This window comes from Streptomyces sp. NPDC030995, from assembly GCF_055571215.1.
In genome coordinates, this window is record NZ_JBVIFS010000002.1 from 78224 (window position 1) to 101790 (window position 23567).

Consider the following 23567-nt stretch of genomic DNA (forward strand, 5'->3'; position numbering starts at 1 on the left):
CTTGGCCGATTCTCGGCTCAGGAGTGTTCGACCGTCTGCCCCTCGGGTACCCGGTAGCAGCCGGACGCCACCTCGATGCCGAGGCTCGGGGTGGCGTGCTTGCTGTACGCGACGACCCAGACGCTCACCCTCCTGGCGTCGTTGTCCGCGATGAGGTTGAGGTTCTGGTTGGCACTGTTGTCGCGGTAGGAGTCCTTGACCACCCAGCCGCCCGTGCTCAGCTTCTCCTTGAGGTTCGCCATGGCGGTGTCGTTGTCGGCACCGGACGTCGGCTGGAAGTTCCACGGATGGTGGACCCGGAAGTAGGTCTCCGGGTCCTTGCCCGCGCACTTCCGGACGCCGGGCCCCGGCGCCGATGCCTTACCGGGCACCCCCACGAAGTCGTAGAGCTGGCTGGAGATCGCCTTCACGGCGGCGACCGCCTGCTCGGTGCCCGCAATGCCCGCGGACGGGATCTGCGGGGCCGTCGTGCCGGTCGGGGACTTACTGGTGTCGTTGTCAGTCATGCCTCATCCGGTGAAGAGAAGGAGCATCGCGCTACTCGGGAGCGGTGACACTTTGGTACGCGCCGATCACGACCCGCGCCTGGTTGTTCAGCGCGGTCGTGCCCGGGTCCCAGTAATCGCTGTGGTCTTTCACTTTTTTGGTTGCGTCGGGGCCGCTGCCCTCGGCGTCGGTGTTCATCTGGTTCGCCCCGAAGAGGTCGTCGCTGGGGATGATGAAAATTCCGCCGCCGTACCTCCCCTGGCTGCCGCCGTGACCGTAACGGCCGATGTCGGGCACGTCGTCACCGTCGGCCTCCTCGTTCCACACATGCCCCTTCGGTACGTCCATCTGCTCGGCCGAACCGACCTTGACCCCCGGGCTTCCGGCGAAGATCACGTCGTCGGCGTTGAGATCGCCCCTCTCTGCCGCGGCCCCGATGAGGGTGCTGCCGTACGAGTGACCGATGGCCGTCCGGTGCGGTTCCCCGGGGCCGCTGTGGGAGGCGTCGAGGCCGTCCATGAACTGGCGGTAGGCCGGGGCGCCGTCGTAGGCGTAGTGCTCGAAGGGAGCGTCCTTGACGGGGTCCTGCGGAGCGTCGTAGCCCAGCCAGGTGATGGTCGACACCGAGGCGCCCGGGGACAACTGGTGGGTCTGGCGCCAGAGATCGGTCATCCGGTCGATGCCGCCCCCGATGCCGTCCAGGTTGGACCCCGTTCCCGGCACGTACACCGCCTGGTGCTGCGCCGTGTCCGGGTTTCCGGTGGCGACGATGGCGCGCCCGTGCCCGTCGGGGCTGAAGCCGAGCAGGTACGCCTCGGGCAGCCCTTCGGTTCCGGTGATGTCGAAACGGTCCCCGATGGCTTTCATGCCGTGGAGGGAGCCGGTGAGGTGGCGGTAGTCGTCGCCGTACTTCCGGTCCCAGTCGTTCCATTCGTCGGTATGGACTTCGGCGCCCCCTCTGAGGTGCATCACAATGGTCCACTCGTTGGCGGGCGGTTTCGGGATCGCGTCCAGCCTGATCCGGTACTCGGCCTGCTTCTCGACGAACACGATCCGGTTGGCCTCGTCCCTGACCTCGGCGGGCAGGCCGTCCAGCCTGCCCACGAGCTCGGGGTAGAGGGAGAGATACGCCTCCCGTTCCTGGGGGGTGAGCCCCTTCCACCAGTCGGCGTTCTGCACGGGGGTGGCGTTGTACGGCGGCCCGCCGATGGAATCCAGGTAGCTCAGGCCGGCCGCCGATACGCCTTTCATGTCCGACTGGGCGTCGGCGAGGTCGTGCGCGGAGACGGTGAGGTCGTCGTCGGCCTTCAGCGCCCGTATCCTCGGCTCCCACTTGGCGTCCGCCTCCGTCGCCTCTTTGAGGGCGGCGGCGATGCGGTCCGCGAGGGCGATCGCCTCGGCGCGGTGGGGGTTGGGGTCGGCGCCCATGCGGGCGAGGGCGGACGGGGGGACGGCGGACGGGGCACCGGGGGCCCGGCGCTCCGCGCCGGCGGCGACCGTGCCGCCGGGGGGCGGCAGCTCGACGCTGTTGCGCGACTGTCCGGCCGGGTAGGTGACGCTGCCGTCGGCGCCGACCGTGCACTTGAGTGCCTCCGCGTCGCCGAGCGCGGACAGGAGCTTCCCGCGGGCCGTGTTCATGTCGTGGGCGAACCCGTTGAGCGCGGTGCTCACCAGCCCGCACTCGATCTGCGCGTAGTGGAAGTTGGCCGACAGCTGCTTCAGCTCCGCGAGCGCGGCGTCCCGGGCTTCCCCTTTGAGGGAACCGCGCATGCTGGCCGCGACGACGTTGTCGATGTGGTCCTTGGCCGCGGAGGCCATGTCGCTGCTCGCGCGGTAGCCGTCAGCCGCCTGCGCGAATTCGGACGGCTGCAGTGCCTTGAGCGTCGCGAGATCCATGGCGGCCCGTCACCGCCCCGGACCCTGGCCGCCGACAGCGGGCGTGTCGGCGTACCGGCTGTCGATGGCGGCGAACGAGGCCTTGACGGCTTCGTCGTTCGAGAGGAGGAGGTGGCCGGTCTGCTCCAGCGTCTCCTTGATGCTGCCGCAGCGCTCACCGACGCTCCTGAGGTACCGGGACCAGGAGCCGTACACGTCCTTCTGGGCCCCCGCGGTCAGGCACCCCGCGGCATCGGCCCCCTGCTGCCCGTCATCCAGCTGGGTCAGGGCCTTGCCCAGCCCTTCCCGCAGCCCTCCCACGCCCTCACCCGCCTTGTTCCACACGTTCTGGATGGACTGATAGCCCCCGGTGACGGTCTCCGTCGCCCCAGCGGGCCCGTCATCGGGCAGGGCCGAATTGAGCCGCATCTGCGGCCCCTGCCCCTGGGCGGCGTCCTGCTTCAGCTGTTCCCACTCGTCCCACGCCATGCGTGGTCTCCTCCCCCGTGGCCCCCGACGTGCACCTGGCCGCAGCGTGGCCCACCCCCGCACCCTGCCGGAGACCGGCCCGTCTCAAACCGATCGCTCCGGACGGAGCCCCTCCGCGCCGTCCGGACAGCTCGGACCCTGTGGCACCACGGAGACGAACGACGCTCTGCAGCACGGGAATTGGCGTGATGGCATCCATCTCAGCCTGGCCCAATTCCAGCCCCGCCGGCGTTTGAGGACCGGGTCCGGGCAGAGCCCGGGATACGGAGAAAGGGCGGGGCGGGGAGAAGGCTCCGCGCAGCGGCCACCCGCACACCCCCCACCCAGGTAGGTCCGGCCATACCCCCCCGCCCGCCCCCTGGGCCCATGGGCCCGCCCCACCGCCGCGGATAGTTTGGCCCGCATGGACGACGGCAAAGGCACCGGCACCGGCAACGGCACCGGCAACGACAACGGCAACGACGCCCGCACCACCTGGCAGGCACTGACCCGCCCCCACTACCTCCGCACCGCCTGGCCCTGGCGCGCCGCCGGCTACCTCGCCGGAAGCGCGCTCACCGGCATCCCCGTGCTCCTCGCCCTCGTCCTCCTCACCACAGTCGGCGCCACTCTCAGCATCGTGCTCGTCGGCCTCCCCCTCCTCGCCCTGCTCGGCCTCGCCGGAATCCCCACCGCCGCCGTCGAGCGCCGCCGCCTGCGCCTCGTCGAGACCGACCCCGCCCCCAGCCCCCACCGCACCCCCGCCGAGCCCGGCCTCGCCGCCTGGGCCCGGCTGCGCTACCGCGAGCAGGCCACCTGGCGCGAGCTCGGCTACGCCGTCCTGCACGGCTTCCTGCTCTGGTGGGTGGACCTCTCCGCCCTCGCCCTCTTCCTCGGCCTTCCCCTCGCGCTCCTCACCGCCCCGCTCCAGCTCGCCCTCGGCGACGGAGAGGCCAAGATCGTCAAGGTCTGGCTGATCACCACCTACCCCCAGGCCTTCGCGATCGCCGCCGCCGGAGCGGTCCTCCTCCCCGTCCTCCTCTATCCGCTCGGATCCTTCGCCGGGGCCCGCGCCGCCCTCACCCGCGCCCTCCTCGCCCCGCGCGAGAGCGAGCTCCAGGGCCGCCTCGCCGAGGTCACCCGTTCCCGCGCCCGCCTCGTCGGCGCCTTCGAGGCCGAGCGCCGCCGCATCGAGCGCGACCTCCACGACGGCGCCCAGCAGCGGCTCGTCGCCCTCACCATGAGCCTCGGCCTCGCCCGTCTCGACGCACCGCCCGGACCGCTCGCCGACCAGCTGGCCGCCGCCCACGACGAAGCCGGCAAGGTCCTGACCGAACTGCGCGAACTGATCCACGGCATCCACCCCCAGGTGCTCACCGACTACGGCCTCACCGGCGCCCTCGCCGACATCGCCGAGCGCTCCGCTGTCCCCGTCGACACCGCCATCGACTCCGCGCTGCCCCGGCTGCCCGAGTCCGTCGAGGCCGCCGCCTACTTCGGCGTCTGCGAGGCCCTCGCCAACATCGGCAAGCACAGCGGCGCCGCCCGCGCCGCCGTCGCCGCCCGGCACACCGGCACCGCGCTGCTGATCGACGTACGGGACGACGGGCGCGGCGGCGCCGATCCGGCCGCCGGATCCGGACTGACCGGACTCGCCGACCGGATCGCGGTCCTCGATGGCACACTGACGATCACCAGCCCGTCCGGCGGGCCGACCGTTCTGAGCCTGGAGATTCCGTGCCCGGTGAGCAGCCCCACCAGCGAGCCAGCGCGCCCTTGAAGATCGTCCTTGCCGAGGACGGCGTCCTGCTCCGCGAAGGGCTCGTCGGTCTGCTGACGCGTTTCGGCCACCAGGTGGCGGCCGCCGTCGGGAACGCGGTCGAGCTCCGCGCCGCCGTCGCCGCGCACGACCCGGACATCGTGGTCACCGACGTACGGATGCCCCCCGGCCTCACCGACGAGGGACTGCGCGCCGCCGTGGAGCTCCGGGCGGCCCGCCCGAGCCTGCCGGTGCTGGTGCTCAGCCAGTACGTGCAGCGCTCGTACGCCGCCGACCTGCTGGATTCCGGCGACGGCAGCGGCGTGGGCTACCTCCTCAAGGACCGGGTCGGGCAGGTGGAGCAGTTCCTCGACGCGGTGGTCACGGTGGCCGGCGGCGGCACGGTGGTGGACCCGGAGGTCGTACGCCAGCTCCTGCGCCGGCGGCGCGATCCGCTCTCCGCGCTGACCCCGCGCGAGCGGGAGGTGCTGGGCCTGGTGGCGGAGGGGAAGTCCAACGGGGCCATCGCCCGGGACCTGGTGGTGTCCGAGGCGGCCGTCGGCAAACACATCGGGAACATCCTGGGAAAGCTGGACCTGCCGCCCGCCGAGGAGACCCACCGCCGGGTGCTGGCGGTCCTCGCGTACCTCCGGGGGTGAGGGCCGGGTGCTGGTTTTGAGCACCCCGGAGGACCAGGTAGTATTTTCTCTGTCAGGCGCCGCTAGCTCAGTTGGTTAGAGCAGCTGACTCTTAATCAGCGGGTCCGGGGTTCGAGTCCCTGGCGGCGCACCTGTACTTCGGGCGGTTTCCGGTTCACCGGGAACCGCCCGAAGTGTTTTCCGGGCAGACTGCCCCCCTTTGCCTTTGGCCCCTTCTAGAGGGTGAGCGACAGCAGGAGCGGCGCCGCCTTCCGGTTCAGCGTGTCCGCCGCGGCCCGCAGCCGGTGCGCGTGCTCGACCGGCATCGACAGGGCCAGGCAGCCCACCGAGGCTCCGGCCGTGATCGGGACCGCCGCGCAGACCGTGCCCACGGCGTACTCCTGGAGGTCCAGGACCGGCACGGTGGCCGGCTGGGAGTCCAGCTTGGAGAAGAGGATCCGCTCGTTCACGATCGTCTTCGACGTCAGCCGGGCGATCTTGTGACGGGACAGGTGGTCGCGCCGCCCGTTCAGGTCGAGCTGCGTCAGCAGGCACTTGCCGACCGCGCTGGCGTGCGCGGCGGAGCGGAAGTCGACCCACTCGTGCACCTTCGGGGTGCGCGGGCTGTCCGCGAACTGCGTGATCCTGACCTCACCGTCCACGTACCGGCTGATGTAGACGGCCGCGCCGACGGAGTCGCGCAGCCGGTCCAGGGTCTCCTGGAGCTTGTCCGTCAGCGCCTGCTGACGGTCGATGCCGGAGCCGAGCAGGACGAGGGAATCCCCTATGGCGTAGGCGCCGTCGGACACCTGCAGGACATATCCCTCCCGGCGCAGCATGAGCAGCATCGGAGCGAGATGGACTGCGGGCAGGCCGGTCTCACGCGCGATCTGCACGTCGGTCACACCACCGGTGTGCCGTGCGATCGTTTCGAGTACGCGTAGTGCGTACTGCACCGAGTGGAACGGCGCGGTCGGCTCGGGCTTCAGCGCCACGGTTTCCCCCTAGCAGGTTGTTACCGCTTGCCCTACCACGATAGCCATCAAGCGGCCCATGTGGAGCGCCTGTTGAGAAGATTGATGGCTCAATCACGTCTCCTCGCCTGGATCTACTCCGCTGGCATATGCCATGGTCACGCGCACTGTCCCACTGTGCCTGGGAATGCCCGGCGGCCGCTCACGGTTCGAGTTCTTCGTACGGACGAAACAGGGCGACACAGCGAGACGGGAGCGACGATGAGTGACATCGGGGACGTCGGGGACGCACATCGACAGCAGGGCCGGAGCGGGATACGCGGCACCGCACGGGGCCGGGCGGCCGTCCCGCTCTCGGTCCTGGACCTCGTCACCGTCGGCGCCGGCAGCACCGCCCACGAGTCCCTGCGCACCAGCGTGGCCATAGCCCGGCTCGCCGAGTCCCGCGGCTACCACCGCCACTGGGTCGCCGAGCACCACTCCATGCCCGGCGTCGCCAGCTCCTCGCCCGCCGTGATCCTGGCCCACCTCGCCGCGCACACCTCCCGCATCCGGCTCGGCTCGGGCGGCGTCATGCTGCCCAACCACGCCCCGCTCGCCATCGCCGAGCAGTTCGGCACCCTGGAGGCGCTCGCCCCGGGGCGGATCGACCTCGGACTCGGCCGGGCCCCCGGCACCGACGGGCGCACGGCCGCCGCGCTGCGCGGGCCCGGGCGGCTCGACGAGGCCGCGGACGAGTTCCCCCGGCGGCTCGCGGAGCTCACCCGCTTCCTCGACGACGACTTCCCGGACGGGCACCCGTACGCCCGCGTGCACGCCGTACCGGGCCCGGTGCAGGGTCCGGCCGGCCGGCCGCCGCTGTGGCTGCTCGGCTCCTCCGGCTTCAGCGCGAAGCTCGCCGGGGAGCTCGGCCTGCCCTTCGCCTACGCGCACCACTTCTCGGCGGCCGGCACCCTGCCCGCGCTCGACCTCTACCGGCAGAGCTTCCGACCCTCGGCCGTACTGGACGCCCCCTACGCCGTCATCGGAGTCTCGGCGCTGGCCGCCGACACGGAGGGCGAGGCGCGGGCCCAGGTGCTCACGGGCGCACTGTCGATGCTGCGGCTGCGCACCGGACGGCCCGGACTGATCCCCACGCCCGAGGAGGCGGCAGCGTACCCCTTCTCTCCGATGGAGCGGGAGTTCGTGGACGGCTGGCTCGCGAACGTCGTCCACGGCACCGCCGACGAGGTGCGCACCGGGCTCGACGACCTCGCCAAGCGGACCGGCGCGGACGAGCTGATGCTGACCGCCAACGCGCACGGCGGGGCGGCCCGACTGCGCTCGTACAAGCTCGTCGCGGATGCGTACGGGATGCCGGTGGAAGGCTCGGCGCAGGTCGGTAGTTCTTACGCCGTCAAGCCACTCCTGTGAGTGATAGTGCGTTTGAGTGAGTGTCGTTACGGTCGTGGGTATGAACCTGAAGGAGTGGGCGAGAGCGCAGGGTGTGCATCCGCAGACCGCGTATCGCTGGTTCCGTGAGGGGACGTTGCCGGTGCCGGCTCAAAGGGTCGGGCCGCGCACGATCCTGGTGAATGTGGAAGCACATGGCGTGCCTCAAGCGGTCGGTGGTGTCGGCCTCTATGCGCGCGTGTCGTCGGATGACCAAAGCGCGGATCTTGAGCGTCAGGTGGCGCGTCTTTCGCAGTGGGCGGCGAAGACCGGTCGCCGGGTGGTTCGTGTGGAGTCGGAGACCGGTTCCGGGACGGACGGCTCCCGGTCGAAGGTGCGGCGCCTACTGGCCGACCCTGATGTGACCTGTGTGGTGGTGGAGCACAAGGACCGTCTCGGGTGCATGAACGTCGGCCTGGTCGAAGCTGCCCTGTCCGCGCACGGCCGTCGCCTCGTCGTACTGGATGACGGAGAGGCCAATGACGATCCGGTCCGGGACATGGCGGAGGCTCTGATCTCGTTCTGCGCTCGCCTGTACGGACGCCGCGGTGCGAGGGACAGGGCGGCCAAGGCCCTGGAGGCGGCGGCTCGGCGTGGGTGAGCCGAGAAAGGAGCTCCGCAGGATTGCCGCGCCGTTCGTTGTGTCGGGACCGTTGGGTGTGTCGATACGTGACCGGCTCAAGGGCCTGACCCCTGAGGATGAGACGGTGCTGCGATTGGTCGGTGCGCACCTGGGGGCCTTGGCTGGACATGACCTCAAGGTCCGCTGCTCGGACGCCCTGGAGCATTCGAACACCACGTGGGCCGACCGGAAGCGGGAGTTGACCCCGTTGTCGTCGTCACGGTGGGCGGGGAGCCTGACGAAGACCACGCACGACCAGTGGGCGCTGTCCCGCCGCGCGCAGGCTGCCCACCTGGCGAGTCTTGATGCGGGGATCCGTATGCTCCGCCACCGGCTGGCCCGCCCTATCGGAGAGAAGGGCACCAAACGCGCCCCGGGCGGCTACCGGTCGAAGCGTGAGTGGTTTGCCAAGTCCCGACGACTGGCTGCCCTGGAGGCTCGGCATGCGGCCGTTGCCGCTGATCGTGAGGCGGGTCGGGTACGGGTGGTGCGGGGCGGCAGGAAGCTGGCGAACACCCGCCACCACCTGGCGGCCGCCGGTCTTACGGAACCGCAGTGGCGAGAACGGTGGGAGGCCGCACGCTGGTTCCTCTCGGCCGACGGCGAGTCCGGGAAGAGGTTCGGCAACGAGACCATCCGGGTCACCCCCGACGGCGAGGTCAGCGTCAAGCTGCCAGCCCCTCTCACCGGCTACGCCAACAGCCCGCACGGCCGGTACACGCTGACGGCGCGCGTCGCGTTCGCCCACCGGGGCGAGGAGTGGCGCGACCGCGTGTGCGCGGACCGGGCCGTCGCTTACCGCATCCACTACGACACCTCGCGGGGCCGCTGGTACCTGGACGTCGCCTGGACCCGTCCCGCCGTCCAGACCGTGCCCCTTGAGGCCGCCCGCGCGAACGGCATCATCGGCGTGGACACCAACGCTGACCACTTCGCCGCCTGGCGACTCGACACCCACGGCAACCCGGCCGGCGAACCCCATCGCTTCCCCTATGACCTCACCGGTACGGCCCAGCACCGGGACGCGCAGATCCGCCACGCCATCACCCGCCTCCTCCACTGGGCGCAGCGGTGTGGTGTTCACGCGATCGCCATCGAAAACCTCGACTTCACTGAGGAGAAGACCCGCGAGAAGCACGGCGGGAAGAAGAGGTTCCGGCAGCTGATCTCCGGCATCCCCACCGGGAAACTCCGTGCGCGGCTCGTGTCGATGGCTGCCGAGCAGGGCCTGGCGATCGTCGCGGTCGATCCCGCGTACAGCAGCATGTGGGGCGCGCAGCACTGGCAGAAGCCCATGACCGCGCCCCACCGCACCACCACCCGGCACGATGCGGCGAGCATCGCGATCGGACGACGCGCCCTTGGGCACCCGATCCGGCGACGGACGGCACCGCCCCACGACGACCGGAGTGATCGTCGTGGGCATCGGACCGTCCAGGCCGAATCGGGCACCAGAGCGTGCGAGAGAACCTGCCCACCCGGAACGGACTGCGCCCCAAGAAGCGTGTCACCGAGCGGGAGGCGAAAGCAGGGGATCAGCGCGCCCAACACCGTTCGGGACGCGCCCAGTACGCATCAGTCGGTCCAAGACTCACTGATGCGTACTGGCTAGGAACGGTTTACGGATGTGCATGAACAGTCTTCGATGGTTTGGCTGGTTCGTTGCCAAAGCCTTGCGGGACGGTGTCTGAAGGGAAACTTAAACCGCTCGTCACTGGGGGCGGCCAACAGGTTCTGATGTGTGCTCAGCTCCCTGACCGGGGGATCTACGCGACGAGTGGTCTAGTCCTTCTTTGGTCCAAACCATTGACTCAGGCCTCGGGTGATCGCTATCTCTTCTCTCACCCACTCGTGATGCCCTCCCCCCACTTCCGGAGGCTGTTCCATGCACATCCGTAAATCTCTCGTCGCTGCCGCCGCCACGGCAGCGCTGGCAGCCGGAGCGCTTGCCTCCTTCGCGGGACTCGGCACCGCCGCCCAGGCGGCCGACGCCGGAACCACCGCCGCGGCGGGCGGCGTCCGCATCGCCTACTACGACCAGTGGAGCGTGTACGGGAACGCCTTCTATCCCAAGCACCTCGACACCCGCGGCATAGCGGGCAAGCTGGACGTCATCAATTACTCGTTCGGCAACATCCACCCCACCAACCTCACCTGCTTCGAGGCGAACAAGGCGGCGGGCGACGACAACAACCCCAACGCCGGTGACGGTGCGGGCGACTCGTACGCCGACTACCAGAAGTCCTTCAGCGCGGCGGACAGCGTCAGCGGGGTCGCCGACAAGTGGGACCAGCCGATCGTGGGCGTCTTCAACCAGTTCAAGCAGCTGAAGGCCAAGTACCCCCACCTGAAGATCAACATCTCGCTCGGCGGCTGGACCTACTCGAAGTTCTTCAGCGACGCGGCGAAGACCGACGCCTCCCGCAAGAAGCTCGTCTCCTCCTGCATCGACCAGTACATCAAGGGCAACCTGCCGGTCGAGGGCGGTTACGGCGGCCAGGGCGTCGCGGCCGGGATCTTCGACGGCATCGACATCGACTGGGAGTACCCGGGCTCGGCGGGCGGCCACCTCGGCAACCACTACGCCCCCGAGGACAAGCAGAACTTCACGCTCCTGCTCAAGGAGTTCCGCGAGCAGCTCGACGCCCACGGCGCGGCCAACGGCGGCAAGAAGTACCTGCTGACCTCGGCGCTCCCGGCCGGCCAGGACAAGATCAAGTACATCGAGACGGACAAGATCGGCGCGTACCTCGACTACGCGAACATCATGACGTACGACATGCACGGCGCCTGGGACGGCGACGGGCCGACGTACCACCAGTCCCCGCTCCAGCCCTCGGCGGCCGACCCGACCGACCCGATCGCGCCGGGCACCCAGAAGTACAGCATCGACAACGCCATCGACTCCTGGATCGACGGCAACGCGGCCTACGGGATCGCGGGCGGCTTCCCCGCCAACAAGCTGACGCTGGGATACGAGTTCTACTACCGCGGCTGGAAGGGCGTCCCCGCCGGGACCACCAACGGCCTCGCGCAGACCGCCACCGGCGCCTCCGCCGCCCGGCCCACCAGCCAGCAGGCCGGCATCGCCAACTACAAGGAGCTCGGCGGGATCGTCGACAACCCGGCGACCACCTTCTGGGACGACCAGGCCAAGGCCTCGTACTTCTACAAGGACGGCGAGTTCTTCACCGGCCTGAACCAGAAGTCCATCCAGGCCCGGGTCGACTACGGCAAGCAGCGCGGGCTGGCCGGCGCGATGATGTACTCCCTGCTCGGCCTGGACAACAACACCACGCTGCTGAACCAGATCTCGGACGCCCTCGGCTCCGCGACGCAGCCGCCGGTCACCACCCCGCCGACGACCACGCCTCCGACGACGACGCCGCCGACCACGACGCCGCCGACCACCACGCCGCCCACCGGCTGTGGATCGACACCGGCGTACGTCGCGGGCACCATCTACACCGCCGGCAACGAGGTCTCCCACAACGGCCGCAAGTACAAGGCCCAGTGGTGGACGCAGAACGAGACGCCGGGCACCACCGGTGAATGGGGTGTCTGGAAGGACCTCGGCGCCTGCTGATCTCCCCCCACCCCGCGCCGAGCGACACCCCGCCCCGCACCCCGCTTCCCGGGTGCGGGGCGGAGGTGTGTGACATGGTTGCGGGATTCCCAACACTGGACGTGTTGCAGTCATTACGCTCAGCCACAGGCTGCATCCGACCCACGTCTCCATGGGGGTGACCGTCCATGGTCCAAGCCCGCGACCTCGACCCCAGCGCCTCGCCGCTGGACTACTACGGCTACGAACTCCGCCGCCTGAGAGAAGGGGCCGGGCTGAAACAAGGGCAGTTGGGCGACATCATCTACTGCACGGGCTCGCTGGTCGGCATGATCGAACACACGAGGCGGGTGCCGACCCGGGACTTCTCGGAGCGGGTGGACGCGGCGCTGGGCACGGACGGGCACTTCTCCCGCCTGGTGGGCCTGGTCCTGCGGAGCGTGCTGCCGACGTGGTTCCAGGCGTACGCGGAGATGGAGGCCCGGGCGACGTTCCTTTCCACGTTCCAGTGCCAGTTGGTGCACGGGCTCCTCCAGACAGAGGCCTACGCGCGTGCCCTGATCGGCGCCGACCGGCCTGACCAGGTCGACGAACTGGTGGCGGCGCGCCTGGAGAGGCAGCGCATCCTGGAACGTGAACACCCTCCCGCCCTGTGGGTGGTGCTCAGTGAGGCCGTATTGCATCAGGAGGTTGGCGGTCCCGACGTCATGCGGGCCCAACTCACCCATCTGGTGAGCTTCCTTGAGCAACCGTGGGTGCAGATCCAGGTGCTGCCCTTTTCGGCCGGGCAACACACCGGAATGCTCGGCTCGTTCACCCTCCTTCGCTTTGACGACGAACCGGATCTCATCTACGAAGAGGGCTATGCCCGCGGCCACATGACGGCCAACCCGCCAGTGATCAAGGAACGTTCGGTCGGCTACGCTCGGCTGCAAGCCGCGGCGCTCTCTCCGGAGCGCTCGGCCGCGCTGATCGCTCGCGTAATGGAGGAACGCTATGGGGAACGGCCTGGACCTGACGAGCGTGCAATGGCGTAAGTCGTCCTTCAGTGGTACTACCGGCGGCGAGTGTGTGGAGTGCGCCACCCTCGGCGCCGCCGCCTGGCGCAAGGCTTCGTACAGCGGCTCAAGTGGCGGCGAGTGCGTCGAGGTGGCCGCTCAGCCCTGCCTCGTCGCCGTCCGGGACTCCAAGCGGCCCGACGGGCCGACCTTCACGGTGGCCCCGGAGGCGTTCGGCGCGTTCGTGCGGAGCCTCTGACCGTACGGCAGCCCCCTCGGCGGGGGCTGCCGTACGGGCAGGGTCAGACCTGCTTACTGACGCCGCTGGCCGAGGACGCAGAACTCGTTGCCTTCGGGGTCTGCCAAGACGACCCACGATTGTTCACCCTGGCCGATGTCCACACGCTGCGCGCCATGAGCCACCAGGCGAGCCACCTCGGCGTCCTGGTCATCGGGCCTGAAGTCGAGGTGCAGTCGGCTCTTGGCCTTCTTGATCTCGTCGTTCCGGACGAAGTCCAGCCCCGGCATCTGATCCGGCGCCGGGCGGATCTCGAACTCGTCGTCAGAGGAGTAGACGACAACCCAACCGAGAGCCTCGGCCCACCACTGTCCCAAAGCCGTCGGATCCACCGAGTCAACGATTACCTGTTCCCATTCCAAGGTCATCCGCTGAGCCTAGACCGGCCAGGGCCTCGAGAACAGGCACTCAGGCTCAGACCGGGGGGTGCGGTGTGGGCCGGTCCAACTGTCCGGGGCCCGAGGCCACTTGGCGGCTGATCATGCCCGCGATCACCTCCGGGGCCACCGCGCGGGAGTAGAGCCAGCCCTGCCCGGTGTCGCAGCCGACGCGCCGCAGGCGGGCCGCCTGCCCCGCCGTCTCCACGCATTCCGCCGTCACCGTCAGGCCCAGCCGGTGCGCGAGCTGGACCAGGGCCTCGACGATGGTCTCGTCGGCCGGGTTCGGGTGCGTGCCCTCCTCGTAGCGGAAGCCCCGTACGAAGGAGCCGTCCAGCTTCAGTACCGAGACCGGCAGCCGGCTCAGGTAGGCCAGGTTCGAGTACCCGGTGCCGAAGTCGTCGATCGCGATCCGTACGCCCATGTCGCTGAGCGCCTGGAGGGCCTGGAGCGGCCGGCCGGCCGAGCCCATCACCGCGGACTCGGTCAGCTCCAGCTGCAACAGCTGCGGCGCCAGGCCCGTCTCGGCCAGGATCTCCGCGACGTCGCCCACCAGGTCCGAGTCCCACACCTGCCGCACGGCGACGTTGACCGACACGAAGACGGGTGCGTCGCTGGGCTGCTCGATCTGCCAGCGCCGCGCCTGCCGGCAGGCGGTCTGCAGCACCCACTGGCCCAACTGGACGATGGACCCGTCCTCTTCCGCAATTCCGATGAACCGATTCGGCGTGAGCTTGCCGAACTGCGTGTGGTTCCAGCGCACCAGGGCCTCGACCCCGCGCACCGAGCCGCTCTCCAGGTCCACCAGCGGCTGGTACTCCAGCTCGAACTCCCCCCGTTCCACTGCCGGGCGCAGCGTGGAGGAGAGCGCCTGGCGGGTCATGCGGTGCGCGTTGCGCTCCGGGTCGAAGAGGGTCCAGCGGGCCTTGCCGTCCGCCTTGGCCCAGTACAGCGTCGTATCGGCGGCCTGCATCAGACCGGTCGCCGAGGTCCCGGCCGTGGCCCGCTCCACCACCCCGATGGAGGCGGAGACCGACAGCCGCTGCCCGGCCAGGTCGAACGGCTCCTGTACGGCGGTCAGTACGCTCTTCGCCAGGTCGGCGAGCTGGTCGGTGCCGCTGGAGTCCTCCACGAGCAGCGCGAACTCGTCGCCGCCGAGCCGCGCGACCAGGTGACCGCCGGTGCGTCCGTATCCGGACTGGTCGGCGCACTGGGTCAGCCGGGCGGCGACGGCGGCCAGCAGCCGGTCGCCGACGCGGTGGCCGAGGGTGTCGTTGACGGCTTTGAAGCCGTCGAGGTCCAGGTAGCACAGCCCGATCCGGCCGGTGCCGCCGCCGTGCTCGTACGAGGAGGCCTCCAGGGCGGCGGAGAGCCGCTCGAAGAACAGCGCACGGTTGGGAAGCCGGGTGACCGGGTCGTGCATCTGGAGGTGCCGCAGCCGGGCCTGGAGGTCGCGCCGGTCGCTGATGTCGGCCACGGACAGCAGGACGTCCCCGGTCCCGGGGACGGGCCCGAGGGTGACCTCGGTCCACAGCGAATGCCCGTCGGGGTGCTTGAGGCGGCGGGTGCAGCGCAGCCGGGCCTGCCGGCCGCGGAGCACTTCCTGGTACGCGGCCCAGGTGCGGGCCTCCGCGGCCAGGTCCACCAGGTCGGCGGCGCACCGGTGGACGAGCGCGTGCGGCTCGCTGCCCAGCAGTCCGGCGAAGGCCTGGTTGGCGGCGACCACGTAGCCGTCGCGGTCCACGACGGCCATGGCGAGGTGGGCCGCGTTGAAGGCGGCCCGGTAGTCGCGCAGCTCGGACTCGGTGGCGCGATGGGGCGCCGCCGAGGTGGCTGAAATGTGTGAGGTCGACGGCACTGCCGGCACTGCCGGGTGACGCTCCGTAATGGCCGATCGGATGCTGTCGGCCGCCGAACCGGTTCCCTCTGAGGTTCCGCTCACCGTTGGCTCCCGCAGTGTTCGTGAGTGTCCGTGCAGGAAAGTGTGCCGATCATAGAGGCTGCCGGGAGGCCCTATCCAGCGGCGTCGCCGTGTGGGGCCCGGGAGTTCGGCGTGCTGACGCTTCGTCGGACCAAGATCGCTTGATCGTTTCTGCGCGGCTGTGAGCATGCGAGGGCTTCCGCTGTTCTCGGGTGATCGGTCGTGACGTTCTGTAGGCAGGTGCGTGAAGCCCGGGGGTCACCGGCTTGCCGTATTGCTCACTCGTGTGGGGCAGTGGAACAGGGCATTAGTAAGACAATCGCCCCAAGGTGGCTAAACAGGGAAAAATCCACCACCGGAGGTCGATGTGACGCGACAGCAGCCACCCGGGGGAGTGGACCGCTCCCGCATCCGAAGTACCGGTGCAGCGCTCACTTCCCTGATGGCGCTCGCCGCCATGTCGCTCGTCGCGGGGCCCGCGGTGGCCGATTCCGGAGCCGGACCCTGCGCGCTGACCCGTACGGCGGCGCACCACTCCCTGGGCCTGGACAGCTGGAACGGCGCCTACCCCAAGCCCGAGCGCACCCTCGATGCGGTCATGGTCTTCCTCTCGTTCCCCGACCACCGGAGCACCGTCCCGACCAAGGAGATCGCCGGCGACTACTTCCCCGCCACCAGCGAGTTCTTCGAGCAGGCCTCCTACGGGCGGTTCCGCTTGGCCGCGCACCCGCAGAAGCAGTGGATCCGGATGCCCAAACCGTCCACCGCGTACGGGATAAGGCGTGACTGGGCCCCCGAGGACCGGGCGGCCTACCTGCGGGACGCGGTCGCCGTCGCCGACGCCGAAGTGGACTTCGGCAAGTACGACGTCGTCTACTTCGTCGCCGACCCGGACGCGCCCGGCGTGGACTCCGACGCCACGAAGGTCGTCAACTTCGACCGCCCGATCGTCGCCGACGGCGCGGAACTGCGGCGGATCGTCACCGTCTTCGAGCGCCACCCGCCGGACCGCAACGTACTGGCCCACGAGACCGGGCACGTCTTCGACCTGCCCGACCTCTACCACCGGCCCACGGACGGCAAGGGCGACTGGGACACGTACGTCGGGGACTGGGACGTCATGGGCAGCCAGTTCGGCATGGCCCCGGACCTCTTCGCCTGGCACAAGTGGAAGCTGGGCTGGCTGGACGCCACCCAGGTGGACTGCGTGCAGTCGGGCTCCTCGCTGCACACCCTTCAGCCGCTGGCCCAGGCTCCGGTGGCGGGCGGCACCGGCGGGACCCGGCTCGCGGTGATCCGTACGGGACCCGGCAGCGCGATCGCCATCGAGGCGCGGGGCTCCGCCGGAAACGACGGGGACACCTGCACGGAGGGGGTCCTCGTCTACCGGGTGCGCAACGAGGCGGCGTCGGGCGGCGGCCCGATCGAGGTGCTGGACGCCCATCCGGAGACGGAGGCGTGCTGGGACCGCTCGGTGTACCCGCCGCTGGCGGACGCTCCGCTGGAGGTGGGCGAGACCTACAAGGTGCCGGGGGAGCGGATCAGGATCGAGGTCGCGGACCGGACCCGGTCCGGCGCGTACACGGTGAAGATCACGACGTAAACGAAGAAGGCCCCCACTCGCGTGGAGGCCTTCTTCCGTCTGTGCGCCGCCAGGGACTCGAACCCCGGACCCGCTGATTAAGAGTCAGCTGCTCTAACCAACTGAGCTAGCGGCGCTTGCTGACGAGGTAGACATTAGCAGGAGGATCCGCGGAACGAAAAATCGATATCCCCAGGTCCGGTCGGTGCGGGGGTGCGGGCCGCCCGTACGAAGGCCCAGAGCAGCGCCTCGGGCCCGGGCAGCCACGGCGTTCGCGCGTCGGGGGCCACGAGCCACCGGGAAGGGCCGGGGGTGGCGGCCAGCGGCGGCACGGTGACGGCGTCGCCGCGGCCGTGGCAGAGGGGCGCCGGGGCGGTACGGGACCCTCCCCATTCCTCCCACGCCAGCAGGGCGGGAAGGCGGTGGGCGGTGCCGGGGGTGGCGAAGAGCAGCATCCGGCCGCGGTGCACGGCGACCGGGCCGGAGCCGGGGCCCTCGGACCAGAGCAGGTCCAGGATGCGGCGGCCGAGGACGAGCGGGACGTTGACGACGTCGAAGGCGTTCCCGCAGGGCAGCGTGGCGAGCGCGGTGGGCCGGGCCTCCCAGAGGGCGAGGGTGTGCGGGGGCTGGGCGGAGGCGGAGGCGAGCCAGGCGGCGCCCTGGGGGGTGACGTGGGTGGCGGGGCGCGCGGTGCGCGTGTCGAGGGCGGGGGAGGTGGTTGCCGTCGTCAGCGTCGTCATATGCCAGGTGTACCGGCCGTAGCGAACCGGTTTCCGGGAGTTACCGGAAACCGGGACGCGGTGGGCGTTGATGGGCTATCTTGCTCGCCGTTGCCGGGGGCCCTGCCCCCGGACCCCCAGCGCCTCAAACGCCGGCGAGGCTGACATGGCTACGGCAGTTCGGGGCTGCGTTGGAGGGACTCGCCGAATTCGATCATCTTGCGGGCGTAGTCCTCGGTCCACTCCGCCTGGTCGGCGATCGCCGCCGGCGAGAGTCGGTCGAAGCGTCCCGGATCCGCGAGCTGCGCGGCGGCCAGGGCCTGGTACTCCACCGCCCGGTCCTGCGCGGCCCGGAACGCCAGCGTCAGCTCGGTCGCACGCGCCAGGAGCTCATGCGGGTCCTCTATCGATTCCAGGTCGAAGAAGTGCTCCGGATCCGCCGCGGCCTCCGAGGGCTCGAAGAGCAGCGGCGCAGGCCGCAGCCTCCGCTGGGTCCGCTCCGGCTCTGCCATGCGTGTCCTCCTGCTGCGCGTGCGAAATGCTTCCGGGCCACCGTCCATTGTCCAACGCCGCGCAAGGGTGCGGTCCGCTTACACCGCGACGGCCTCCGCAGCGCGCTCCGCGGCCAGCCCGGCCACGTCGTCGAGTACGCCGGCCAGCTCGCCCGCGAGTCCCTCGGGGGCGGTGAAGCCCTCGGGGCCGATCAGCTTGGGGAGGCCCGGGATGGCGATGGAGCGCTCGGCGGGCAGCATGCCGACCCGGTTGAGCACGGGCATCAGCATCTCGGCGGCCGGGGCGCCGCCGCTGGGGCCGCCGCTGTAGCTGACGATGCCGACCGGCTTGCCGGCCCACTCGCGGTAGAGGAAGTCGATGGCGTTCTTGAAGGGGGCGGTGAAGCCGGCGTTGTACATCGGCATGACGAAGACGAAGGCGTCGGCCGAGTCGATCAGGGCGCTCCAGTCGCGGGTGTGCTGGTGGACGTAGTTCCCGGTGGAGGCGTACTCGGGCTCGTCCAGGAAGGGCAGCGCGATCTCGGCGAGGTCGACCGGGGTGACCTCGAAGCCGCCGTGCTCGCGGGCCTGCTCGGTGACCCACTGGGCGAGGGGGCGGCCGGAGGAGGTGGGGCGGGTGGCGGCGGAGATGACGTGGAGGCGGGTCACGGCGTGGGCTCCTGATGGGTCTCGAGCGGTTGTTGATGTGTCACCTATAAAAGCGGGATGTTGGTGATGTGTCAACCAGGTAGATGATGTGTCATCGATCTGGTTAGAGTGCAGATATGACCCCCGCATCCGAGCCCCGGTGGCTCACGGAGCCCGAGCAGGACGCCTGGTACGCCTGGCGGCGGATGTTCCCGCTGGTCAACGCGGGGATCGCACGTGACCTCAACCAGGACAGCGGGCTCTCCGAGGCCGACTACGACGTGCTGTCGGTGCTGGGCTCCACGGACGGCCACCGCATGCGGATCAGCGCGCTGGCCGAGCTGATGCAGTGGTCGCGCAGCCGGCTGTCCCACCAGCTCACCCGCATGGAACAGCGTGGCATCGTCCGCCGCGAGGAGGTGGCCGCCGACGCCCGGGGCGCGGAGGTGGTCCTCACCGAGACCGGCGTGAGCGCGATCACGGCGGCGGCCCCGCTCCACGTGGAGTCGGTGCGCCGCCACCTGATCGACGTCCTGACCCCCGGGCAACTGCGCACCCTGGCCGAGGTGGGCGAGGTGCTCGCCGCCCGGATGGGCGTCACCCGCAAGTCCTGAGGGGTGGGCCTCACGGCCGCCAGGCCACGCGGTGCTCCGCCAGGTGCGCGAGGACCGAGTGGTTCGCCTCCCAGCCGTCGGGGAACTTCACCGTCACGCCCAGCTGGACCGGTTCCGTCGAGGGGTGCTCGTCCAGGAGCTCCGCTATGCCCGCCCGGGCCACCACCACGCACGCGTGCCGGTGCCGGGAGGCCAGGACGCACAGGCGGCCCGTCTCCAGGTGGAAGGCCGTCGCGTCCGGGCGGCCCGACAGCGGGTGGAGGACCACCGTCAGGTCGTACTCGCGGCCCTGGAGCCGGTTCGCCGTGTCCACCGTGATCCCCGTGACCCCGAGTGCGGCCAGCGCCGCGCGGACCGCCGCCGCCTGGTCGCGGTGCGCGGTGCCCACCGCAATCCGGTCGGCGGTGAGCGGGGCCGGCTCCGGGGACTGCTCGTCGGAGGTCACCGCCCCGCGGTCCAGTGCGCGGCGGACCACCAGGGCCACCGCCCGCACCGCCTCCGGGTCGGTGCGCGGGGTGTGCCGCGCGGGCAGCTCCAGCAGGCCCCAGCCCGCCTCGGCCGCCTCGTCCAGCACCCGGTCCGGCCCCGACCCGTCCGAGGGGACCCCGTACGACAGCCGCCGCTCGCCCGGGCCCGTACCGCTGCGGAACTGCGTGTACGGGTAGAACGCGCGGGAGACCAGCGGCGCCGCCGTCGCCGGGAGCCGCCAGGACACCGGCAGCCGGTGCTGCGGCAGCTGCGGGTTGTGGGCGAGCAGGGTGCTCACCGCCGAGGCGGACGGGTCGTAGGACAGGCCCGCCCACTGCTCCGCGCCGACCACGCTGAAGGGGTCCAACTGCCCCGGGTCGCCCACGAACAGCGCCCGGTCGAACAGCCCGGCCACGGCCAGCAGCGCGTCCGAGCGCATCTGGTACGCCTCGTCGACGATGGCGTGCTCCCAGGGCTCCACGTCCTTGACGAAGGCCCACTTCGCCGCCGTGGAGATGGTGACGGGGAGCTCGGCCAGGTCGCCGGGCTTGGCCGAGAGGGTGACCGAGGGGAGGTCGCGCAGGGCAGGGTCGTAGGCGTCGCCGTCGCTGCTGTGCAGCCGGCCGACCTTCAGCCCCGGGTCCTTGTCGGCGAGGCGCAGCACCAGGTCGTCGACCTGCGCGTTCGTCTGCGCCACCACCATCAGCCGGCGCCCGGCCGCGGCCAGCTCCCGGGCCGCCCGGACCACGAGCGTGGACTTGCCGGCTCCGGGCGGGGAGTCGACGACCACGCCCCGCTCGGTCCCGTGCAGGGTGTCGTGCAGGATCGCGGCGGTCGCCTCGGCGGCCGCGGCCCCCGGGTCGAAGGAGTTCACAGCAGGTCCTCGTCGGTCACGGCGTCGGCAAGCACGGGGGCGGTCAGGTGTCCCGGCGGGCCGCCGTGCGTCCACGGGGTCTGCTCGGGGTCGGGGAGCTTCGGGCCGCCGCGGGCGTCGTGCTCGAAGAGCGTCCAGCACACCCGGTCGCCCTTCTCCGGGACCGAGCCCGGTTCGGGGTCCTTGCCGCGGCCCATCTTGTCGAGCAGCCGCAGCACGACCCGGCCGTCGGCCTCGTACCGGACGAACTGCGCCGACTGCGGGCGCCCGTCCAGCGAGCGGAACACCTTCCCGCCGCCCCCGTCCGCGAGCTGCGGCCGGTCCTCCGTCACCACCGTCACCAGCGGGCGCGGGCTCGGCCGCTTCGACTCCGTCCACTCCATCACCACCTCGGTGACCTCACCGGCGAATGCCTCGCCCGCGAGCCGCCGGCCCGCCATCACCAGGGGGTCGTCCAGCGCCTCCTGGGCGTCGAGCCGCACCTGCTCGGTCTCCCGCGTGGCCAGCTTCTGAGCCGCCGTCACCGCGTCGTCGCGGCGCGGCTGGGGCGGCTCGCCCGCCCGTACCCGGTCCCGGTGGCCGGTGTACGACCAGCGGTCGCGCGTCCAGCGCTCCTCGGCGCGCTCCCCGGCGGGCAGGGTGCGCAGCAGGTCCACGGCCCGCCACACGGAGTCCCAGGTGGGCATCATCTGCGCCGCGACCAGGGCCCGTACGTCCTGCTCGGCGCGCGCCCGCACCCGCTCGTCCTGCGGCTCCGCCGAGCGCGCCGCGTCGTAGCGGGCCATCGCCGGGGCGAGCAGCTTGTTGTCGAAGGCCGGGTCCGTGGCCGGTCCGGCGGGCGGGACCAGCAACTGGCCGTCCCGGTCGCGGGCCAGCTCGGCGCGCAGGGCGGCCTCGGCGCCCGACTCCCCCTCCGGGGGCGCCGTCCAGGCCAGCAGCGCACCCAGGTGCTGGTCTTCCAGATTGCTCTGGCCGCTGGCCCAGTGCCGTCCCAGCAGCTCCGTCGCCGACAGCAGCATCGAGGATCCCGGCACCCGGGAGCGCTCGGCGAGGTGCGTGAACCAGCGCCCCAGCAGCGGCACCCGCGCGGGCGCCGGATACGGATTCTCCGGATCCTCCTCGGCGGTGCGCCGGAACCGCATCGAGCGCCCCAGCAGCCGCACGTACTCGATGCCCGCCCGGCTCGGCACGATCAGCTGTGGCGCGTCCAGGCACAGCTCGGCCTCGACCTTGGACCTCTTGCCCGTCTCCGGGTCGGTCTCGTTGCGTTCCACGAGCTCGACCCCGTCGGCGTACGCGTCCACGTACGGCAGCACCTCGGCGGCGAGGTCCGCCAGGAAGGCCCACCGCAGGTCCCGGTCGCGCGGCTGCGGCACCACCAGCAGCCGCGGCTCGGCGCGGTCCGTGCCGACCAGCGCGCCGAGCGGAGCCCCCGCTTCACCGGCCGTCGTCAGCGGTACGAGGACCAGCGGGCGCTCGCTCAGATGCCGGTGCCGTACGGTCGCCAGCGGCTGGGCCCGGCCCGCCCGGACGGCCTCCAGCCGCGCCAGGGTGTTCAGGAGGGACATGCCGCGCCCTCCTCGGCCGAGCGGAGCGCCTCGGCGCGCAGCCGGGCCGCCCGGTGCAGCGCGGCCGCGGTCGGGTCCTCGGCGCAGCCGGCGCCGGCGGCCGCCGCGAGGGCCTCCTCGACGGTGGTCAGCGCGCCCAGCTCACCCCGTACGGAACGGCCCAGCGCCGTCACCTCGTCGGCGCCGCGGGCCTTGTCCCGGCAGTGGAAGGCCAGCTCGCAGGCGGCCAGGCACTCGGGGGCGTAGGCGGCGTCCACCGCGGCCACCGCCTCGGTCAGCTCCTCGGTCGTGAGCGCCGGGTCGAAGCTGAGCCCCTCGGGCAGCGCGGCGGCCAGCTCCTCGACGCGGGTCAGCCGGTCCAGCTGGCGCCGGGTCACGGAGCGCTCGCGGCGGATGTCGACGGGCGAGGCGGTGGGCAGGTTCGAGAAGTCCTTGGGGCAGACCAGCAGCACGGTGTGCCCGACCTCGGCGCCGGCCAGCTTCTCGGCGGTCTTCTCCAGGGCCAGCACGTAGACGGCGGCCTGGCGGGCGGCGGCGCCCACCTTCGCGGCGTCGGCGGCCCCGTCGATCATCGGGAAGGACTTGATCTCCACGACGGTCCAGCGGCCGTCGGGATGCACGACGACGGCGTCCGGTTCCAGGTAGGCGGGGGAGCCCGCCACCTCCAGGGCCAGCATCGGGTGGTCGAGCAGCGTCCACGCCCCGGCGTCCCGGCCGGCGGCGGTGGCCTCGCGCAGGGCGAGCGCGGTGCGGGCGGCGCGGCCCTCGGGCCCGGCGGCGGTGAGGTCGGGGATCCGGGCGCCCGGCCCGGGGGGCTCGGCGGCGGGGGCGAGGTGGGCATGGACCAGGCGCAGCAGCTCGGCTCCGCCGTCGCCCTTGACCTTGGCCTCGAAGGAGTTCCCGCGGACCATGGCGAACTGCGACTGCCCGAAGGAGGCGGGGGAGCCGAGGGCCGAGGCGAGCGCGGTCTTGTCCACTCCGGCGCCGTCGAGCAGGGCGCGTCTGCCGCAGCCGGGATTGGCGGCGAGCGCCGCCAGCGCCCGGGCGTCGAGCGGTCGGGGCGGCACGGCCGGACCGCGCAGGCCGGCGAGCCGCCGGCGCAGCGTGGTCGGCTGCGCGGGGCTGCTGGGCGGGTAGGAGCTCACCCGCGGAAGTGTCCCATCCGCCACTGACAATCGTGGACTTAGCGCG

General features: G+C 71.3%; 21 protein-coding genes, 2 tRNA genes and 1 pseudogene. 11 read left to right on the forward strand and 13 right to left on the reverse strand.

Going from position 1 to position 23567, the window contains the following annotated elements; genetic code table 11:
* Positions 1-17: 17 nt before the first annotated feature.
* From ACZ45T_RS03880 to ACZ45T_RS03890, 3 genes are read right to left on the reverse strand one after another with little or no spacing between them, the layout of a single operon-like run.
* Complete coding sequence (locus tag ACZ45T_RS03880; protein ID WP_468437185.1) at positions 18-506, reverse strand: hypothetical protein; 489 nt, start codon at positions 504-506, stop codon at positions 18-20.
* Between the two features lie 31 nt (positions 507-537).
* Positions 538-2382, reverse strand: coding sequence for an alpha/beta hydrolase (locus tag ACZ45T_RS03885; protein WP_468437187.1), 1845 nt, complete (start codon positions 2380-2382; stop codon positions 538-540).
* Positions 2383-2391: 9 nt separating this feature from the next.
* Positions 2392-2850 (reverse strand): hypothetical protein, encoded by a 459-nt coding sequence (locus ACZ45T_RS03890; RefSeq protein WP_468437189.1) that lies wholly within the window; start codon positions 2848-2850, stop codon positions 2392-2394.
* 403 nt (positions 2851-3253) lie between these two features.
* On the opposite strand from ACZ45T_RS03890, the gene ACZ45T_RS03895 reads away from it, so the two are divergent.
* From ACZ45T_RS03895 to ACZ45T_RS03905, 3 genes are all read left to right on the forward strand, one after another.
* Positions 3254-4609 carry a sensor histidine kinase gene (locus ACZ45T_RS03895; RefSeq protein WP_468437191.1) on the forward strand — a complete coding sequence of 452 codons (1356 nt, stop codon included), beginning with the start codon at positions 3254-3256 and terminating at the stop codon, positions 4607-4609.
* Entirely contained in the window at positions 4606-5247 is a 642-nt protein-coding gene (locus ACZ45T_RS03900) for a LuxR C-terminal-related transcriptional regulator (RefSeq protein ID WP_468437193.1), read from the forward strand. The genes ACZ45T_RS03895 and ACZ45T_RS03900 overlap by 4 nt, the downstream gene beginning before the upstream one ends.
* 56 nt (positions 5248-5303) lie before the next feature.
* Positions 5304-5377: transfer RNA gene (locus ACZ45T_RS03905), tRNA-Lys, on the forward strand.
* Between the two features lie 85 nt (positions 5378-5462).
* Here ACZ45T_RS03905 and ACZ45T_RS03910 read toward each other — a convergent pair.
* Positions 5463-6221 carry an IclR family transcriptional regulator gene (locus tag ACZ45T_RS03910; RefSeq protein WP_468437195.1) on the reverse strand — a complete coding sequence of 253 codons (759 nt, stop codon included), beginning with the start codon at positions 6219-6221 and terminating at the stop codon, positions 5463-5465.
* 240 nt (positions 6222-6461) lie between these two features.
* Here ACZ45T_RS03910 and ACZ45T_RS03915 point away from each other — a divergent pair, with 240 nt between their 5' ends.
* The 6 genes from ACZ45T_RS03915 to ACZ45T_RS03940 all read left to right on the forward strand — a co-directional run bounded on the left by ACZ45T_RS03915 (position 6462) and on the right by ACZ45T_RS03940 (position 13075).
* Positions 6462-7613, forward strand: a complete 1152-nt coding sequence (locus ACZ45T_RS03915) for an LLM class flavin-dependent oxidoreductase (RefSeq protein WP_468437197.1) — start codon at positions 6462-6464, stop codon at positions 7611-7613.
* A gap of 40 nt (positions 7614-7653) precedes the next feature.
* Positions 7654-8232: an IS607 family transposase gene (locus ACZ45T_RS03920; protein WP_468437199.1), complete on the forward strand. Its 579-nt coding sequence runs from the start codon at positions 7654-7656 to the stop codon at positions 8230-8232.
* Complete coding sequence (locus ACZ45T_RS03925; RefSeq protein ID WP_468437201.1) at positions 8225-9865, forward strand: nuclease/transposase family protein; 1641 nt, start codon at positions 8225-8227, stop codon at positions 9863-9865. The genes ACZ45T_RS03920 and ACZ45T_RS03925 overlap by 8 nt, the downstream gene beginning before the upstream one ends.
* 273 nt (positions 9866-10138) lie before the next feature.
* Positions 10139-11839 (forward strand): glycosyl hydrolase family 18 protein, encoded by a 1701-nt coding sequence (locus tag ACZ45T_RS03930; protein ID WP_468437203.1) that lies wholly within the window; start codon positions 10139-10141, stop codon positions 11837-11839.
* 167 nt (positions 11840-12006) lie between these two features.
* Positions 12007-12855, forward strand: coding sequence for a helix-turn-helix domain-containing protein (locus ACZ45T_RS03935; protein WP_468437205.1), 849 nt, complete (start codon positions 12007-12009; stop codon positions 12853-12855).
* Positions 12815-13075 (forward strand): DUF397 domain-containing protein, encoded by a 261-nt coding sequence (locus tag ACZ45T_RS03940; protein ID WP_468437206.1) that lies wholly within the window; start codon positions 12815-12817, stop codon positions 13073-13075. Before ACZ45T_RS03935 ends, ACZ45T_RS03940 begins: the two co-directional genes overlap by 41 nt.
* A gap of 53 nt (positions 13076-13128) precedes the next feature.
* Here ACZ45T_RS03940 and ACZ45T_RS03945 read toward each other — a convergent pair whose 3' ends face one another.
* Positions 13129-13482: a VOC family protein gene (locus ACZ45T_RS03945; RefSeq protein ID WP_468437207.1), complete on the reverse strand. Its 354-nt coding sequence runs from the start codon at positions 13480-13482 to the stop codon at positions 13129-13131.
* Positions 13483-13528: 46 nt separating this feature from the next.
* Entirely contained in the window at positions 13529-15433 is a 1905-nt protein-coding gene (locus tag ACZ45T_RS03950) for a putative bifunctional diguanylate cyclase/phosphodiesterase (protein WP_468437208.1), read from the reverse strand.
* A gap of 346 nt (positions 15434-15779) precedes the next feature.
* Here ACZ45T_RS03950 and ACZ45T_RS03955 point away from each other — a divergent pair, with 346 nt between their 5' ends.
* Positions 15780-17015 carry a M6 family metalloprotease domain-containing protein gene (locus ACZ45T_RS03955; RefSeq protein ID WP_468437209.1) on the forward strand — a complete coding sequence of 412 codons (1236 nt, stop codon included), beginning with the start codon at positions 15780-15782 and terminating at the stop codon, positions 17013-17015.
* A gap of 42 nt (positions 17016-17057) precedes the next feature.
* Here ACZ45T_RS03955 and ACZ45T_RS03960 read toward each other — a convergent pair.
* The 4 genes and pseudogenes from ACZ45T_RS03960 to ACZ45T_RS03975 form a co-directional block, all read right to left on the reverse strand.
* Positions 17058-17131, reverse strand: a tRNA-Lys gene (locus tag ACZ45T_RS03960).
* A pseudogene (locus ACZ45T_RS03965) lies at positions 17122-17734 on the reverse strand (bifunctional DNA primase/polymerase). The gene ACZ45T_RS03960 and the pseudogene ACZ45T_RS03965 overlap by 10 nt, the downstream one beginning before the upstream one ends.
* 149 nt (positions 17735-17883) lie before the next feature.
* The gene (locus tag ACZ45T_RS03970; protein WP_468437210.1) at positions 17884-18225 is read right to left on the reverse strand and encodes a hypothetical protein; all 342 of its coding nucleotides are present in this window, start codon (positions 18223-18225) and stop codon (positions 17884-17886) included.
* 78 nt (positions 18226-18303) lie between these two features.
* Positions 18304-18873 (reverse strand): NADPH-dependent FMN reductase, encoded by a 570-nt coding sequence (locus ACZ45T_RS03975; protein ID WP_468437211.1) that lies wholly within the window; start codon positions 18871-18873, stop codon positions 18304-18306.
* 116 nt (positions 18874-18989) lie between these two features.
* On the opposite strand from ACZ45T_RS03975, the gene ACZ45T_RS03980 reads away from it, so the two are divergent.
* Positions 18990-19466 (forward strand): MarR family winged helix-turn-helix transcriptional regulator, encoded by a 477-nt coding sequence (locus ACZ45T_RS03980; protein ID WP_468437212.1) that lies wholly within the window; start codon positions 18990-18992, stop codon positions 19464-19466.
* A gap of 10 nt (positions 19467-19476) precedes the next feature.
* On the opposite strand, the gene ACZ45T_RS03985 is transcribed toward ACZ45T_RS03980, so the two are convergent.
* Genes ACZ45T_RS03985 through ACZ45T_RS03995 form a run of 3 tightly spaced genes read right to left on the reverse strand, consistent with a single transcriptional unit; the run spans position 19477 to position 23521 of the window.
* The gene (locus ACZ45T_RS03985) at positions 19477-20808 is read right to left on the reverse strand and encodes an AAA domain-containing protein (protein ID WP_468437213.1); all 1332 of its coding nucleotides are present in this window, start codon (positions 20806-20808) and stop codon (positions 19477-19479) included.
* Positions 20805-22376, reverse strand: a complete 1572-nt coding sequence (locus ACZ45T_RS03990; RefSeq protein WP_468437214.1) for a hypothetical protein — start codon at positions 22374-22376, stop codon at positions 20805-20807. The genes ACZ45T_RS03985 and ACZ45T_RS03990 overlap by 4 nt, the downstream gene beginning before the upstream one ends.
* Complete coding sequence (locus ACZ45T_RS03995; RefSeq protein WP_468437215.1) at positions 22364-23521, reverse strand: hypothetical protein; 1158 nt, start codon at positions 23519-23521, stop codon at positions 22364-22366. Before ACZ45T_RS03995 ends, ACZ45T_RS03990 begins: the two co-directional genes overlap by 13 nt.
* Between the last annotated feature and the right edge of the window lie 46 nt (positions 23522-23567).

Excerpts from the sequence above, each read along its gene's own strand:
- ACZ45T_RS03895 (WP_468437191.1), top strand. The coding sequence starts at position 3,254 with ATGGACGACGGCAAAGGCACCGGCACCGGCAACGGCACCGGCAACGAC.
- ACZ45T_RS03920 (WP_468437199.1), top strand. The coding sequence starts at position 7,654 with ATGAACCTGAAGGAGTGGGCGAGAGCGCAGGGTGTGCATCCGCAGACC.
- ACZ45T_RS03945 (WP_468437207.1), bottom strand. The coding sequence starts at position 13,482 with ATGACCTTGGAATGGGAACAGGTAATCGTTGACTCGGTGGATCCGACG.
- ACZ45T_RS03880 (WP_468437185.1), bottom strand. The coding sequence starts at position 506 with ATGACTGACAACGACACCAGTAAGTCCCCGACCGGCACGACGGCCCCG.
- ACZ45T_RS03980 (WP_468437212.1), top strand. The coding sequence starts at position 18,990 with ATGACCCCCGCATCCGAGCCCCGGTGGCTCACGGAGCCCGAGCAGGAC.
- ACZ45T_RS03935 (WP_468437205.1), top strand. The coding sequence starts at position 12,007 with ATGGTCCAAGCCCGCGACCTCGACCCCAGCGCCTCGCCGCTGGACTAC.
- ACZ45T_RS03930 (WP_468437203.1), top strand. The coding sequence starts at position 10,139 with ATGCACATCCGTAAATCTCTCGTCGCTGCCGCCGCCACGGCAGCGCTG.
- ACZ45T_RS03885 (WP_468437187.1), bottom strand. The coding sequence starts at position 2,382 with ATGGATCTCGCGACGCTCAAGGCACTGCAGCCGTCCGAATTCGCGCAG.
- ACZ45T_RS03915 (WP_468437197.1), top strand. The coding sequence starts at position 6,462 with ATGAGTGACATCGGGGACGTCGGGGACGCACATCGACAGCAGGGCCGG.
- ACZ45T_RS03970 (WP_468437210.1), bottom strand. The coding sequence starts at position 18,225 with ATGGCAGAGCCGGAGCGGACCCAGCGGAGGCTGCGGCCTGCGCCGCTG.
- ACZ45T_RS03940 (WP_468437206.1), top strand. The coding sequence starts at position 12,815 with ATGGGGAACGGCCTGGACCTGACGAGCGTGCAATGGCGTAAGTCGTCC.
- ACZ45T_RS03990 (WP_468437214.1), bottom strand. The coding sequence starts at position 22,376 with ATGTCCCTCCTGAACACCCTGGCGCGGCTGGAGGCCGTCCGGGCGGGC.
- ACZ45T_RS03890 (WP_468437189.1), bottom strand. The coding sequence starts at position 2,850 with ATGGCGTGGGACGAGTGGGAACAGCTGAAGCAGGACGCCGCCCAGGGG.